The sequence below is a fragment of the Pseudomonas sp. R9.37 genome (assembly GCF_963878885.1).
Taxonomy (GTDB): Bacteria; Pseudomonadota; Gammaproteobacteria; order Pseudomonadales; family Pseudomonadaceae; genus Aquipseudomonas.
In genome coordinates, this window is the sequence record NZ_CAWNZA010000007.1 from 1 (window position 1) to 15,846 (window position 15,846).

General features: G+C 62.5%; 11 protein-coding genes and 2 pseudogenes. 11 read left to right on the forward strand and 2 right to left on the reverse strand.

What is annotated here, in order from left to right; all coding sequences use genetic code 11:
• Window positions 1-241: 241 nt before the first annotated feature.
• The 11 genes from AACU78_RS04955 to AACU78_RS05005 all read left to right on the forward strand — a co-directional run bounded on the left by AACU78_RS04955 (window position 242) and on the right by AACU78_RS05005 (window position 15,314).
• Complete coding sequence (locus AACU78_RS04955; RefSeq protein WP_010210937.1) at window positions 242-523, forward strand: peptidylprolyl isomerase; 282 nt, start codon at window positions 242-244, stop codon at window positions 521-523.
• A 130-nt stretch (window positions 524-653) separates the two neighbouring features.
• The gene (locus AACU78_RS04960; RefSeq protein WP_106580112.1) at window positions 654-2,516 is read left to right on the forward strand and encodes an extracellular solute-binding protein; all 1,863 of its coding nucleotides are present in this window, start codon (window positions 654-656) and stop codon (window positions 2,514-2,516) included.
• Window positions 2,516-3,574, forward strand: a complete 1,059-nt coding sequence (locus AACU78_RS04965; protein WP_106580113.1) for a microcin C ABC transporter permease YejB — start codon at window positions 2,516-2,518, stop codon at window positions 3,572-3,574. Before AACU78_RS04960 ends, AACU78_RS04965 begins: the two co-directional genes overlap by 1 nt.
• Window positions 3,574-4,596, forward strand: a complete 1,023-nt coding sequence (locus tag AACU78_RS04970) for an ABC transporter permease (protein WP_164487925.1) — start codon at window positions 3,574-3,576, stop codon at window positions 4,594-4,596. The genes AACU78_RS04965 and AACU78_RS04970 overlap by 1 nt, the downstream gene beginning before the upstream one ends.
• Before the next feature lie 10 nt (window positions 4,597-4,606).
• Entirely contained in the window at window positions 4,607-6,178 is a 1,572-nt protein-coding gene (locus AACU78_RS04975; RefSeq protein ID WP_106580115.1) for an ABC transporter ATP-binding protein, read from the forward strand.
• A gap of 147 nt (window positions 6,179-6,325) precedes the next feature.
• Window positions 6,326-7,732, forward strand: a complete 1,407-nt coding sequence (locus tag AACU78_RS04980; RefSeq protein ID WP_106580116.1) for a sigma-54 interaction domain-containing protein — start codon at window positions 6,326-6,328, stop codon at window positions 7,730-7,732.
• Window positions 7,733-8,020: 288 nt separating this feature from the next.
• A complete protein-coding gene (locus AACU78_RS04985) occupies window positions 8,021-9,412 on the forward strand; it encodes a GntP family permease (RefSeq protein ID WP_106580117.1) in 1,392 nt (463 codons plus the stop codon).
• 7 nt (window positions 9,413-9,419) lie between these two features.
• Complete coding sequence (locus tag AACU78_RS04990) at window positions 9,420-10,193, forward strand: 3-hydroxybutyrate dehydrogenase (RefSeq protein ID WP_106580118.1); 774 nt, start codon at window positions 9,420-9,422, stop codon at window positions 10,191-10,193.
• A 161-nt stretch (window positions 10,194-10,354) separates the two neighbouring features.
• Window positions 10,355-12,310, forward strand: coding sequence for an acetoacetate--CoA ligase (locus tag AACU78_RS04995; protein WP_106580119.1), 1,956 nt, complete (start codon window positions 10,355-10,357; stop codon window positions 12,308-12,310).
• A 140-nt stretch (window positions 12,311-12,450) separates the two neighbouring features.
• On the forward strand, window positions 12,451-14,988 hold the full coding sequence (locus tag AACU78_RS05000) for a PAS domain-containing sensor histidine kinase (protein WP_106580120.1): 2,538 nt from the start codon (window positions 12,451-12,453) through the stop codon (window positions 14,986-14,988).
• A 50-nt stretch (window positions 14,989-15,038) separates the two neighbouring features.
• Window positions 15,039-15,314, forward strand: coding sequence for a peptidylprolyl isomerase (locus AACU78_RS05005; RefSeq protein WP_106580121.1), 276 nt, complete (start codon window positions 15,039-15,041; stop codon window positions 15,312-15,314).
• Between the two features lie 145 nt (window positions 15,315-15,459).
• Here the strand turns inward: AACU78_RS05005 and AACU78_RS05010 are convergent.
• A pseudogene (locus tag AACU78_RS05010) lies at window positions 15,460-15,564 on the reverse strand (sugar kinase); the annotation flags it as partial.
• Window positions 15,565-15,689: 125 nt separating this feature from the next.
• Window positions 15,690-15,794, reverse strand: a pseudogene (locus tag AACU78_RS05015) (sugar kinase); the annotation flags it as partial.
• Window positions 15,795-15,846 lie beyond the last annotated feature (52 nt).

A 15,846-nucleotide genomic window follows, 5' to 3' on the forward strand; every position in this document is an offset into this window, starting at 1 on the left:
CACGGATTCAAGCCGGAGTGAGGGCACACCGAGCCTAAGCGAGGTGCCGAGTGGTGGGGCAAAGACCTTTTGGTTACTTTTGGGGCGTTTGCCAAAAGTGACCCGCTGTAAGAGCGGAACCGCCAGCGGCCGTGACCGCAGCAACGGATATACCCCCCCACCCAAACCCAACGGAACTTTGCCAACAAATAACCGCCTGAATCCGGTACGCTCACCCTTTTTATTCAAGGAGTTATTCCCCATGGCCAAAGCCACCGCCCGTCACATCCTCGTGTCCACTGAAGACAAGTGCAACGAACTCAAAGCCCAGATCGAAGGCGGCGCCGATTTCGCAGAAATCGCCAAAGCCAACTCCAGCTGCCCGTCCAGCCGCGACGGCGGTAACCTCGGTTCGTTCGGCCCAGGCCAGATGGTCAAAGAATTCGACACCGTCGTCTTCAGCGCCCCGGTCAACACCGTGCAAGGCCCGGTCAAGACCCAGTTCGGCTACCACCTGCTGGAAGTCACCAGCCGCCAGGACTGATCCAGTCTGTGCTGATGCTATAAACAACGGCCCGCCTTTTGGTGGGCCGTTGTGCATGTGATGACTGGCAAGGCTTAAGCCGATAACGTACACATCTCTATTCTTCTTCACCCGGCGCTCAAGGCTGACAATGCGATTGGCTTTTTCCATAAAATTCTGCAGCTCCGCCCTGGCCCTGCTGCTGGCCAGTACCGCTGTGATCGCGGCCCCGCAGACCTACCTCACGGTCTACGGCGAACCGGCCAAGTACCCCGCCGGCTTCACCCATTTCGACTACGCCAACCCCAACGCCCCCAAAGGCGGCAGCCTGCGGCGCTCGGCAATCGAGATCGGGCGTTTTGACCATGTGCTGCCGTACATCGACAAAGGCATCGGCGTCTCTCAGGTCGACGGCTGGCTCTACGCCCCGTTGGCCCAGCGCTCCCTGGATGAGCCCTACACCGTCTACGGCCTGGTCGCCGAGAAGATGGAGCGCGCCGACGACGGCCTGTCCCTGCGCTTCTACCTGAACCCCAAGGCGCGCTTCGCCGACGGCAAGCCGATCACCGCCGAAGACGTGCGCTACAGCTTCGACCTGCTGATGACCCAGGGCAGCCTGCGCTTTCGCACCCTGTTCGCCGACGTCAAGCACGTCGAAGTCGAAAACGAGCGCCAGGTGCGCTTCGATTTTTCCAGCAATGAAAACCGCACCCTGCCGCTGGATATCGCCACCCTGCCGGTGTTTCCCGAGCACTGGTGGAAAACCCGCGACTTCGCCAACGGCGGCGGCTACGAAGCCCCGCTCGGCAGCGGCCCGTATAAAGTCAGCAAGATCGACTCCGGCAGCACCATCACCTTCACCCGCGACCCGGACTGGTGGGGCAAGGACTTGCCCGTCAGCCGTGGCCTGTACAACTTCGATCACCTGAGCCTGGAGTACTTCGGCGATACCGAAGTGGCCCGTCAGGTGCTGCGCGGCGGTGCCTACGATTTCAACCGTGAGTTCTCCGCCACCGGCTATTCCATCGGCTACAAAGGCCCGGCGCTGGACGACGGCCGCCTGCAACGTGCGCACCTGGCCAAAGAGATGCCGCAACCGGCCCAGGGCTATGTGTTCAACGTGCAAAAGCCGATGTTCAAGGACCGCCGCGTGCGCCAGGCCCTGGCGATGCTGTGGGATTTTGAATGGGCCAACCGGCAGATGATGCGCAACCTGTACATTCGCCAGCAGAGCTATTTTTCCAATAGCCCGCTGGCCGCCAGCCAGCTGCCAACCCAGGAAGAACTGGCCATTCTTGAACCGCTGCGCGAACAGGTGCCCGCTGAGGTGTTCACCCAGGTGTTCAAGGCGCCGGTCACCGACGGCAGCGGCATGATTCGCGACAAACAGTTGCAAGCCCTGGCACTGCTGGAAGCGGCAGGCTGGAAACCCAAGGGTGACAAGCTGGTCAACGCCGACGGCGAGCCGCTGGAGTTTACTTTCCTCAATGCCCAGCCCGGCCTGGAACGCCTGCTGTTGCCGTACAAGCGCAACCTGGCACAGATCGGCATCACCCTGAATATCCGCCGCATTGACTCCTCGCAGTATGTGAACCGCATGATGGCCCGTGATTACGACATGATCGTCGTGGGCTTCCCGGTCACGACCTCGCCGGGCCTGGAGCTGTACAACTACTTCGGCTCGCAGGCGGCCTACGACCCCGGCGCCAACAACTACATGGTGCTCAAAGACCCGGCCGTCGACACGCTGATCAGCGGCCTGGTCAAGGCCACCACCCAGGCGCAGATGCTCACCTACGCCCATGCCCTGGACCGTGTGCTGCAATGGAATTACCTGTGGATCCCAAACTATTACCCGCCCGGCACCTCGGCCGCGTGGTGGAACCGCTTCGGCCGGCCGGCGATCGAGGCCAAGAACGACGAAGCCCTGGAAACCTGGTGGGAAATCAGCGCCACGCCACTGACCAATGAACAAATGAACGCCGAGTTGAAAAAACGTGGAGGGGCCCGCTGATGTTTGCCTATATCGTGCGGCGCCTGCTGCTGATCATTCCGACGCTGGTGATCATCCTGCTGGTCAACTTCGTCATCGTGCAGGCCGCACCCGGCGGCCCGGTTGAACAGGCCATCGCGCACTTGCAAGGGATTGGCGGCGGCGGCATCGGCGGCGGCTCCGGCGAAAGTATCAGCGGCTCCCGCGCCAGCCGCGGCCTGGACCCGAAACTGATCAAGGACATCGAAAAACAATACGGTTTCGACAAGCCCGCCCCGGAACGCCTGTGGCTGATGCTCAAGAATTATGCGCAGCTGGACTTCGGCAACAGCTTCTTTCGCGGCTCGACGGTGATCGACCTGATCCTGGAAAAGATGCCGGTGACAATTTCCCTCGGCCTGTGGGCCACGTTGATCACCTACCTGGTGTCGATCCCCTTGGGAATTCGCAAGGCGGTGCGCCACGGCAGCAGTTTTGACGTGTGGAGCAGCACTGCCATCGTCATCGGTTACGCAATGCCGGCGTTCCTGTTTGCGATGTTCCTGATTGTGGTGTTCGCCGGCGGTACGTCGCTGAACTGGTTCCCGGTGCGCGGGCTGGTCTCGGAGAATTTCGAAGAGCTGAGCACCGTGGGCAAGATTGCCGACTACTTCTGGCACCTGGTGCTGCCGGTCACCGCGCTGGTGATCGGCGGGTTCGCCACGCTGACCATCCTGACCAAAAACTCTTTCCTGAATGAAATTACCCGCCAATACGTGGTCACTGCGCGCGCCAAGGGTTTAAGCGAACGACGCGTGCTGTATGGCCACGTATTTCGCAACGCCATGCTGCTGGTGATCTCGGGGATTCCCCAGGCGTTCATCAGCGTGTTCTTCGCCGGCTCCCTGCTCATCGAGGTGATTTTCTCCCTCGACGGCCTGGGCCGCATGAGCTATGAAGCCGCCGTGTCCCGTGACTACCCGGTGGTGTTCGGCTCGCTGTTTATCTTCACCCTGTTTGGCCTCTTGATAAAACTCATCGGTGACCTCTGCTACACCCTGGTGGACCCGCGTATCGACTTCGCCGCGAGGAACGCCTGATGCTTGATTTGTCTCCGGTGGCGCGTCGGCGTTTCGAGCGCTTCAAGAAAAACCGCCGCGGCTGGTGGTCGCTGTGGCTGTTTATCGGCCTGTTTATCCTGACCCTGGGCGGCGAGCTGATCGCCAACGACAAGCCCTTGGTGCTCAGTTTCAAAAACGAGCTGTATTTCCCGGTGTTCAAGCGTTACACCGAGCAGCAGTTCGGCGGGCAACTGCCGTTCCAGGCCGACTACCGCAGTGACTACGTGCAAAAGCTGATCAAGCAGGACGGCGGCTGGATGCTGTTCCCGCCGATCCCGTTCAGCGATGACACGCCCAATTACGAACTGAGCCGCCCTGCCCCCAGCCCGCCCTCGGCGGTGAACTGGCTGGGCACCGATGATCAGTCGCGCGATGTGCTGGCGCGGGTGATCTTTGGCGCGCGCGTGTCGATCCTGTTCGCGTTGGCGCTCACCGCCATCAGCGCCGCCATCGGCATTGCCGCCGGCGCTTTGCAGGGTTATTACGGCGGCTGGGTGGACTTGCTGGGCCAGCGCGTCCTGGAAGTCTGGTCCGGGCTGCCGGTGCTGTACCTGCTGATCATCCTGTCAGGGTTCGTGGAGCCGAATTTCTGGTGGCTGCTGGGGATCATGGCGCTGTTTTCCTGGCTGGCACTGGTGGACGTGGTGCGCGCCGAGTTCCTGCGCGGGCGCAACCTGGAATACGTCAAGGCCGCACGTGCCCTGGGCCTGGGCGATGGCAAAATCATTCGCCGGCATATCCTGCCCAATGCCATGACCGCCACCTTGAGCTACCTGCCGTTTATTTTGACCGGGGCGATTTCCACCTTGAGCGCCCTGGATTTTCTCGGGTTCGGCATGCCGGCAGGCAGCGCGTCGCTGGGCGAACTGATCGCCCAGGGCAAGCAGAACCTGCAGGCGCCCTGGCTGGGCCTGACGGCGTTCTTCACCTTGGCGCTGATCCTGTCGTTGCTGGTCTTTATCGGCGAGGCATTGCGTGATGCCTTCGACCCCCGCTCATGAGTGACTGCCTATGAACCTCATTGAAATCCGCGACCTCAGTGTCGCCTTCAGCGGCCAGACCGTGGTGCGCAACCTGTGCCTGGACGTGCGCCAGGGCGAATGCCTGGCGCTGGTCGGCGAGTCGGGCTCGGGCAAGTCGGTGACGGCCCATTCGATCCTGCAACTGCTGCCCGAAGCCGGCACGCACACCACGGGCTCGGTGAAGTATCGCGGCCAGGAGCTGATCGGCGCGTCGGCGGCGACCCTGCAAAAGCTGCGCGGCAACCGCATTGCGATGATCTTCCAGGAGCCGATGACCTCGCTCAACCCGCTGCACAGCATTGAAAAACAGATCGGCGAAACCCTGCTGCTGCACAAGGGCCTGGGGGGCAAGGCGGCGCAGGCGCGCATCCTTGAATTGCTCGAGCTGGTGGGTATCCAAAAGCCCAAGGAGCGCCTCAAGGCCTATCCGCATCAGCTCTCCGGCGGCCAGCGCCAGCGCGTCATGATCGCCATGGCCCTGGCGTGTGAGCCGGAACTGTTGATCGCCGATGAACCGACCACCGCGCTGGACGTGACCGTGCAGCGCAAGATCCTGCTGCTGCTCAAATCCTTGCAACAACGCCTGGGCATGTCGCTGCTGCTGATCAGCCATGACCTCAACCTGGTGCGCAGCATTGCCCAGCGCGTGTGCGTGATGCGCGCCGGGGAGATTGTCGAGCAGGCCGACTGCCAGACGCTGTTCAACGCACCGCAACACCCTTACAGCCGCCTGTTGCTGGATGCCGAACCTGCCGGCGATGCGCTGTGCAGTGATGAACGCGAAACGGTGTTGCAGGTCGATGACCTGACGGTGCAGTTCCCCCTCAGCGGCGGGCTGTTTCGGCGCAAGACCTACCTGCGCGCGGTGGACGGCATCAGCCTCAGCGTGCAGCGCGGCAAGACCCTGGGAATTGTCGGCGAGTCCGGTTCGGGTAAATCGACCCTGGGCCAGGCGATCCTGCGTCTGCTCGACTCCACCGGCAGCATCCGCTTCCAGGGTGAAGCGCTCGACCCGCTGAATAATCAGCAAATGCGCCCGTGGCGCAAGCAGATGCAGGTGGTGTTCCAGGACCCTTACGGCAGCCTCAGCCCACGTATGTCGGTGGAGCAGATCATCAGCGAAGGCCTGGAAGTGCACGCGCCGTGCAGCTTGGCCGAGCGCGACGCGCAAGTGGTGCAGGTGCTCAAGGACGTGGGCCTCGACCCCACCAGCCGCCACCGCTACCCCCACGAATTTTCCGGCGGCCAGCGCCAACGCATCGCCATCGCCCGCGCGCTGGTGCTCAAGCCGGCACTGATGCTGCTGGACGAACCGACCTCGGCGCTGGACCGCACGGTGCAAAAGCAGGTGGTGGCGTTGCTGCGTGAGTTGCAGGAGAAATACGGCCTGACCTACCTGTTTATCAGCCATGACCTGGCCGTGGTGCGCGCCATGGCCCATGACATGATTGTGGTCAAGGACGGCAAGGTGGTGGAACGCGGCGCGAGCCATAACGTGTTCGAATCGCCACAGCATCCGTACACCAAAGAGCTGCTGGCAGCGGCGCACATCCCCTTGTAGGAGCACGCTCTCCCCTGTGGGAGCGGGCTTGCTCGCGAAGGCGGCGTGTCAGGCAATACCTGCGGCACTGCTACAGCGCTTTTTCGCGAGCAAGCCCGCTCCCACAGGGTTGCGACTCCACCCTCCATTTGTGTTGACGGCATAAATATGAACATCAGCGACAGCCTCAAGGACTACCAACAGGTTCGCGGCCTGGCCATCCAGTCGCTGTTCGAAATCATCGAGCAGTCCAGCGAAGGCACGGTGATTGTCGATCGCGACGCCAATATCGTGTGGATGAACGAGCGTTACGCCAAGCGCTTCGGCCTCAAGCGCGCCGACGAAGCCATCGGCCAACCGTGCGAGCAGGTGATCTCCAATAGCCTGCTCCGCCAGGTGGTGCGCAACGACCAGCCGATTTTGCTGGACATCCAGGACACGCCCAAAGGCCCGCTGGTGGTGATGCGCCTGCCCATTCACGATGACGCTGGCGCGGTGATCGGCGCGATTGGCTTTGCGCTGTTCGACGAGTTGCGCAACCTCTCGCCACTGATCGAGCGCTACCTGAGCATGCAGCAGGAGCTGGCGTCCACCCGCTCGCTGCTGCGCTCGCGGCAGAGCAAATACAACTTCGCGCATTTTATCGGCACCAGCGCGGCCAGCCTGGACGTCAAACGCCGGGCGCGGCGCAGTGCGAATGCGCAGTCGCCGGTGTTGCTGCTGGGTGAAACCGGTACCGGCAAGGAATTGCTGGCCCAGGCGATTCACGGCGCCTCGCCGCGTGCACACAAAGCTTTTGTCAGCATCAACAGCGCGGCGATTCCTGCGGATCTGCTTGAAGCCGAATTCTTCGGCACTGCGCCGGGGGCCTTTACCGGCGCCGACCGCAAAGGCCGTCCCGGCAAACTGCAGATTGCCCAGGGCGGCACGCTGTTTCTCGACGAGATCGGCGACATGCCCCTGCCGCTGCAAAGCAAACTGCTGCGGGTGTTGCAGGAAAAGGAATACGAGCCGGTAGGTTCCAACGAAATGCTGCACAGCGATGTGCGGGTGATTGCGGCCACGTCCATGGACCTGGAAGCGGCAATCAAGCGTGGCGAGTTTCGCGCGGATTTGTATTACCGGCTGAATGTGCTGCCGATCCAGGTGCCGCCGTTGCGCGAACGCCTGGATGACATTCCGGCGTTGAGCGAGGCGATTCTGGAGGAGCTGCGCAGCCAGCATGAACTGAACCGCGAGGCCCTGGCGTTGCTGGCACAGCATGCGTGGCCGGGGAATATTCGCGAGCTGCGCAATGTGCTGGAGCGCGCGGCGTTGTTGAGTGATGACCTGGTGCTGGATGCCAACGAGATTCGCGCCGCGATTGGCACGTTCAGCCCGGTGGCGCATGGCGCCGTAGCAACCGTCGAGGGCGAGACGTTTGCGGCGGCGCGGGAGCGGTTTGATCGGCAGGTGATTGAGGCAGCGTTGGCGGCGTGTGAAGGCAACGTCGTGGAGGCAGCCAAGCGGTTGGGGCTGGGCAGGTCGACGCTGTACAAAAAGATGGTGGCGCTCGGCATTGCCCAGTCTCAATAAAGAGACTCGATTCTCACTATAAAGACAATCGGATGTGGGAGCGGGCTTGCTCGCGAAAGCGGTGGTTCAGCAACTCATGCGCCGACTGATACGCCGCTTTCGCGAGCAAGCCCGCTCCCACATTGGGTATTCACCTGTCTCTAAATAGAGAGTAATTTCGGAATTACCGATCATAAATCAATAAATATCCTTATATTTCAAGAAGTTAATAAACTGGCACACATCTAGCTATAGCCCCTCTCCAACGCCTCACCCCACAAAAATAACAATTCGATCTGGAGACACACCATGAGTGTGATCATTGCCCTGGCAGCCCTCGCGCTGCTGATGCTGGCTGCCTACCGTGGCTACAGCGTGATCCTGTTTGCCCCCATCGCCGCCCTCGGCGCCGTACTGCTCACCGACCCGTCCGCCGTCGCCCCTGCGTTTACCGGGGTGTTCATGGAGAAAATGGTCGGTTTCATCAAACTGTATTTCCCGGTGTTCCTGCTCGGCGCGGTGTTCGGCAAGCTGATCGAGCTGTCGGGCTTTTCGCGCTCGATTGTGGCCGCCGCCATCCGTTTGCTCGGCACGCGCCAGGCGATGCTGGTGATTGTGCTGGTCTGCGCCCTGCTCACCTACGGTGGCGTGTCGCTGTTTGTGGTGGTGTTTGCGGTGTACCCGTTTGCGGCAGAGATGTTTCGCCAGAGCAATATTCCCAAGCGCCTGATTCCGGCGACCATCGCCCTCGGCGCGTTTTCGTTCACCATGGACGCCCTGCCGGGTACGCCGCAAATCCAGAACATCATCCCCAGCACCTTCTTCAACACCACCGCCTGGGCCGCGCCGTGGCTGGGGCTGATCGGCACCGTGTTCGTGTTCTGCACCGGCATGCTCTACCTGGCGCGCCAGCGCAACAAGGCCCAGCGTGCCGGCGAAGGCTATGGCACCGAGCTGCGCAACGAGCCGGAAACCGCGGACAACCTGGCGCTGCCCAACCCATGGATCGCGCTGTCGCCGCTGCTGCTGGTGGGCGTGATGAACTTGCTGTTCACCCACTGGATTCCGCAGTGGTACGGCAAGACCCACAGCCTCAGCCTGCCGGGCATGAGCGCGCCGGTGACCACCGAGATCGCCAAGCTCACCGCGATCTGGGCCGTGCAGGCGGCGTTACTGGTGGGCATCGTCATGGTGCTGGTGTTCGGCTGGTCGGCGATCAAAAGCAAGCTCGCCGAAGGCAGCAAAAGCGCGGTCAGCGGCGCGCTGCTGGCGGCGATGAACACCGCGTCGGAATACGGTTTTGGCGCGGTGATCGCCTCGCTGCCGGGCTTTCTGGTGCTGGCGGACTGGCTCAAGGGCATTCCCAACCCGCTGGTCAACGAGGCGATCACCGTAACCCTGCTGGCCGGCATCACCGGTTCTGCGTCGGGCGGCATGAGCATCGCCCTGGCAGCGATGTCCGAGAGCTTTATTTCAGCGGCCCATGCGGCCAATATCCCCCTTGAAGTGCTGCACCGGGTCGCGGCCATGGCCAGCGGCGGCATGGACACCCTGCCCCACAACGGCGCGGTGATCACGCTGCTGGCGGTGACCGGGCTGACTCACCGCGAAGCCTACAAAGACATTTTCGGCATCACGATTATCAAGACCCTTGCGGTGTTCGTGGTGATCGGTACTTTTTACGCCACCGGCATTGTGTGAGGTTTTCATGACGACATTGAACGGCAAGACCGCCCTGGTTACCGGCTCCACCAGCGGCATCGGTTTGGGCATCGCGCTGAGCCTGGCAGAGGCCGGCGCCAACCTGATCCTCAACGGCTTCGGCGACGCCAGCGCGGTGATCGCCCAGGTACAGGCATTGGGCGGCAAGGTCGGCCATCACCCGGCGGACGTCAGCGACCCGGCGCAGATCGCCGACATGATCGCCTACGCCGAGCGCGAGTTCGGCGGCGTCGACATTCTGGTCAACAACGCCGGCATTCAGCATGTGTCGGCGGTGGAGGACTTCCCGGCCGAGCGTTGGGACTCGATTATCGCGATCAACCTGTCGTCGGTGTTCCACAGCACCCGCTTGAGCTTGCCGGGCATGAAAGCCAAGGGTTGGGGGCGCATCGTCAACATTGCCTCGGTGCATGGCCTGGTCGGCTCGGTGGGCAAGGCGGCCTATGTGGCGGCCAAGCACGGCGTGATCGGCCTGACCAAGGTGGTGGGCCTGGAGACCGCCACCAGCAACGTCACCTGCAACGCCATCTGCCCAGGCTGGGTACTGACGCCGTTGGTGCAACAGCAGATTGATGACCGCGCAGCCAAAGGCGTGGACCCGCAGCAGGCGCAGCACGACTTGCTCGCGGAGAAACAGCCATCGCTGGCGTTTGTGACGCCGCCGCAGTTGGGTGAGTTGGTGTTGTTTTTGTGCAGTGAGGCGGGCGCCCAGGTGCGTGGTGCCGCGTGGAATATCGATGGCGGCTGGCTGGCCCAATAAAAACAGACGCTGAAGATCGAATGTGGGCGCTGGCTTGCTTGCGATAGCGGTGGGCCAGCTGGCTCATTTGTCACAGATACACCGCTATCGCAGGCAAGCCAGCCCCCACAGTTTCGACCTGTGTTGGCTGCAAGATTTGTACAAGAACAAGAGACTTCCTCATGTCCGACATCCTCTGGCAACCCTCCCCCGAGCGCATCCGCAACACGCGGATGGACCAGTTCCGGCGCTTCATCAACCAACGCCACAGCCTGCAGTTGGCCGACTACCCCGCCCTGCACCAGTGGAGCATCGACCAGCGTCCCGACTTCTGGCAGGCCATCGTCGCGTTCTTCGACGTGCAGTTTCGCAGCCCGCCCACCGCGACGCTGATCGAAGGCACTCAGATGCCCAGCGCCCAGTGGTTTCCCGGCGCCACCCTGAACTTTGCCGAACACCTGCTGCGCCGTCGCGACGGTCACCCGGCGGTGGTCGCGATCAGCGAGGATGGCCAGCGCGAACAACTGACCTACGCCGAAGTGGCCGAACACGTCGCCGGCCTGCAACACAGCCTGCGCGCGGCCGGTGTCGGCGTGGGCGACCGCGTGGCCGCGTGCATGCCCAACACCTGGCAAACCCTGGTGGGCATGCTCGCCACCACCAGCCTCGGCGCGATCTGGTCATGCTCATCGCCGGACTTCGGCACCCAAGGCGTGATCGACCGTTTTGGCCAGATCGAACCCAAGGTATTGATCACCTGCGCGGGCTATCGCTACGCCGGCAAGGGCATCGACCAAACGGCCAAACTGAATGAAATCCTCGCGCGCCTGCCGTCCCTCGAACAATTGATCATCGTGCCTTACGCGCGGCCTCAAGCGCGCGTCGCGGACTATCAGACCCAGGCCAGGGTGGCGCTGTGGGATGACTTCTACACCCCCGGCGGCGAGCCTGAATTTGTCGCGGTGCCGTTCGATCACCCGCTGTACATCCTTTATTCCAGCGGCACCACCGGCGTGCCCAAATGCATCATCCACGGCACCGGCGGTGTGCTGCTCACCCACCTCAAGGAACACGGCCTGCACGCCGACCTGTCGCGCGAAGATTGCCTGTTCTACTACACCACCTGCGGCTGGATGATGTGGAATTGGCTGGTGTCGGTGCTGGCCCTCGGTGCCACGGCGGTGCTGTACGACGGCTCACCGTTTCACCCCGGACCGGAACGCTTGATCGACCTGATCGACGCCGAGAAAATCAGCGTGTTCGGCACCAGCCCCAAATTCCTCGCCACCCTGGAAAAAGCCGGCGTGCAGCCGCGCCTGAGCCATTCGCTGAACAGCCTCAAAGGCCTGATCTCGACGGGCTCGCCGCTCTCGCCGCAGAGCTACGACTACGTGTACCGCCAGATCAAGCGGGAGCTGTGCCTGTCGTCGATGTCCGGCGGCACCGATATCGTCTCCTGCTTTGTGATCGGCAACCCGGTGCTGCCGGTACGTCGCGGGCAGATGCAGTGCAAGAGCCTGGCGATGGCCATCGAAGTATGGAACGAGCAGGGCAAAGCGGTGATCGGCGAAAAAGGCGAACTGGTGTGCACCCGGCACTTTCCGGCCATGCCGATTGGCCTGTGGAACGACCCGCAGCAGCACAAACTGCGCGCCTCGTACTTCAGCCAGTTTCCCGGCGTGTGGGCCCAGGGCGACTACGCCGAGCAATGCCCGACTGGTAGCTGGCTGATTCACGGCCGCTCCGACGCGGTGCTCAACCCCGGTGGCGTGCGCATCGGCACGGCGGAGATTTATCGCCAGGTGGAAAAAGTCCCGCAGGTGCTGGAAAGCCTGGCCATCGGCCAACGCTGGCAGGATGACGTGCGCGTGGTGCTGTTCGTGCGCCTTACAGACGGTATCGAACTGGATCAGGCCCTGGAGCAGCAGATTCGCCAGGTGATTCGCGCCAACACCACGCCGCGCCACGTGCCGGCGAAGATCCTCGCCGTCACCGATATTCCGCGCACCATCAGCGGCAAGATTGTCGAGTTGGCGGTGCGCAATGTGGTGCACGGTGAGCCGGTGAAGAACACCGACGCCCTGGCGAATCCGCAAGCGCTGGAGCAGTTTCGCCAGCGCCCTGAGCTGGCCGAATGATGAAAGGTTTCAGCGCAAAAGCACTCAATTGAAGACAAAGTCCCAATGCATGCTATTTTTCGAGGGGTAGTCAGCCGCTCCCGTCTCGCGGGATAATCGGCTTTTGTTGTACTTCAAAGTGTCAGGTGTAGGGCTTTTTCATGAATGGAACATCCACCGGTAGCGAAGCCGCTGCATTGATTGCGCGGCTGGACTGGGCGCAAAGCCCCCTCGGTGAGGCCAACGACTGGCCGCAAAGTCTACGCACAGCGGTCGACATCGTGGTCCACTCACCGATGCCAATGCTGCTGCTGTGGGGCCCCCTGCTCACGCAGCTTTACAACGACGGCTTTGCGCGGCTTGCGGGCAACAAGCACCCTGGCGCGTTGGGCCAGCCGGCGCATGAGACCTGGCCGGAATTGGCCAGCTTCACCGCGCCTGTCTACGACGCCGTGCTGAGCGGCCAGGTGCGCACGTTCAGCGAGCAACGCTTTGTGTTGCAACGCAACCACCGCGATACCGAGATCTGGCTCGACCTGACCTACAGCCCGGTCCGCGATGAAAGCGGGACGGTGGCCGGTATCCTGGTCACCGCCATCGAAACCAACGAACGGCGCAGCAAAGCCCTCGAGCTGCAGCAGCGCTCCGAAGACAGCCTCAAGGCCCAGCACAGCACCGAGCAACGCCTGCAACTGGCGCTGGCGGCAACGGATGCGGTCGGCACCTGGGACTGGGACATCGGCGAAGACCGCTTTATTGCCGATGCCCACTTCGCCCACCTGCACGGCGTCGACCCGAGTGACGCCGGCCTGCTGCCCATCAGCGACTACCTGCAAGGCGTACACCCCGAAGACCGTGGCATGGTGGCGCGCAGCATCAAGCATTGCATCACCTTCGGCACCGAGTACGCCGAGGAATACCGCCTGCTGCAAGCCGACGGCCAGGTGCGCTGGGTGTTCGCGCGCGGGCGCTGCTACAAGGATCATCAAGGCCGCCCGGCACGCTTTTTAGGCGCAGCGCTGGACCTGACCGAGCGCAAACACACCGAGCAGGCCCTGCGCCAAAGCCAGACCGAACTGCAATTGATCATCAACGCCATGCCGGTGCTGATCGGTTACGTCGACCATGAACAACGTTTTCGCCTGAACAACAGCGCTTACCTCGACTGGTACGGCATGACGCCCCAGGAGTTGTACGGCAAGAGCATCCGCGAAGTGCTCGGCGATGAGGTGTATGCCGGGCGCGAAGACAAGATCGCGGCCGCGCTCAAGGGCAAGGCGTGCAGCTTCATGACCGTGACGCCCCACCACGACGGCCGGCCGCGCCATGCACTGATGAAGTACTTGCCGCGCTTTAGCAATGACGGCTCGGTGAATGGCTTTTACATCTTCGTGATCGACGAGACCGAACGCAAACTCACCGAAGAAGCCCTGCGCCACCTCAACGAGAACCTCGAAGAACGCGTCGCCCAGCGTACCCAGGCGCTGGCCGAGGCCAACCAGCGCCTGCAAAACGAGATGTTCGAACGCGAGCGCGCCGAGGATGCGCTGCGCCATGCGCAGAAGATGGAAGCGGTGGGTCAGCTCACTGGCGGCATCGCCCATGATTTCAACAACATGCTCACCGGGATTATCGGCAGCCTGGACCTGATGCAGCGCTACATCGCCGCCGGGCGCAGCGATGAGATCGGCCGGTTTACCGACGCGGCGGTCTCCTCCGCTCACCGTGCGGCCGCCCTCACCCACCGGCTGCTGGCGTTCTCCCGGCGCCAGTCGCTCGACCGCCGCCCGCTGGACCCGAACACGCTGGTGGCGTCGCTGGAAGACTTGTTCCGCCGCACCAAAGGCGCGCATATCTCACTCAAGGTGCAGTTGGGCAAGGACATCTGGCCGGTGAATACCGATGCCAGCCAGTTGGAAAACGCCCTGCTGAACCTGGTGATCAACGCGCGCGACGCAATGCCCGACGGCGGCGAATTGGTGATTGAAACCGCCAACAGCTACCTGGACGGCACCGACATCACCACCCTCGAACCGGTCAAGGCCGGCGACTACGTGATGCTCGGCGTAAGTGACAACGGCAGCGGCATGGCGCCGAAGATTCTGGCCAAGGCCTTCGACCCGTTCTTCACCACCAAGCCCATCGGCCAGGGCACCGGCCTGGGGCTGTCGATGATCTACGGGTTTGCCCAGCAATCGGGTGGCCACGTGACCATTCAAAGTGAACCCGGCCAGGGCACCTGCGTGCGCCTGTACCTGCCGCGCCTGCATGGCACCGCGCTGGAAAGCAACCTCCCGCAGCACCTGAGTGAAGCGCCGCTGGCACTGGCCGGTGAAGCGGTGGTCGTCGTCGAGGATGACGCCGCGGTGCGCATGCTGGTGGTCAATGTGCTGGCTGAACTGGGCTACACCGCCCACCAGGCGGCGGATTCACGCACGGCACTGCCGCTGCTGGAGTCGGATTTGCGCGTGGACCTGCTGGTCACCGACGTCGGCCTGCCGGGCATGAACGGCCGCCAATTGGCAGAAATCGCCCGCCAGCACCGGCCCGGCCTGCGCGTGTTGTTCATGACCGGTTACGCCGAAAAAGCCGCCGAGCGCCAGGGCTTCCTGGAGGACGGCATGGACATGGTGGCCAAGCCATTCTCGGTTGAGCTGCTGGCGACCAAAATCCGCAGCATGATCAGCGTCGATGAATGAGTTCAGGCATAATCGCGCGCCCTTACGTTTGACCGTTGCCAGGTAACAACATGAAAGCCCAAGCCCGTCACATCCTGGTGAAAACCAGTGAAGAAGCCGAACAGCTCAAGCAGCGTATCGCCAAGGGCGAAGCGTTTGATGTGCTGGCCAAGAAATACTCGACCTGCCCGTCCGGCAAGCGCGGCGGTGATTTGGGTGAAGTGCGGCCAGGGCAGATGGTCGGGGCAATTGACGCGGTGATATTCAAGAAGCCGTTGAAGGTGGTGCATGGGCCGATCAAGAGCAAGTTTGGCTATCACCTGGTGCAGGTGTTTTACCGGGATTAAGTGTTTGGCTTGAGACCGCTATCGCAGGCAAGCCAGCTCCCACACTTGACCGCATTTCAACTCAAGAATGCAGCCTGCTGAAGGGATGCAGTCAACTGTGGGAGCCGGGCTTGCCCGCGAACCGCCGCAGGCGGCCATGTACCCGCTACCTCGGAATCAGTGCCCCCGGCACCTGGATGACCCGGCTCGCCAACCGATGCCCAGCCAACGCTGCCTCTTGCGACGGCTCACCCTTCAGCCGACTGGCCAATCGCAGGCAAGCCAGCTCCCATACCTGACTGCATTTCCACTGAAGGAATGCGGCCTGCTGAAGGAGTGCAGTCAACGGTGGGAGCCGGGCTTGCCCGCGAACCGCCACAGGCGGCCATGTACCCGCTACTTCGGAATCAGTGCCCCCGGCACCTGGATGACCCGGCTCGCCAACCGATGCCCAGCCAACGCTGCCTCTTGCGGCGACTCACCCTTCAGCCGACTGGCCAATCGCAGGCAAGCCAGCTCCCATACCTGACTGCATTTCCACTGAAGGAATGCG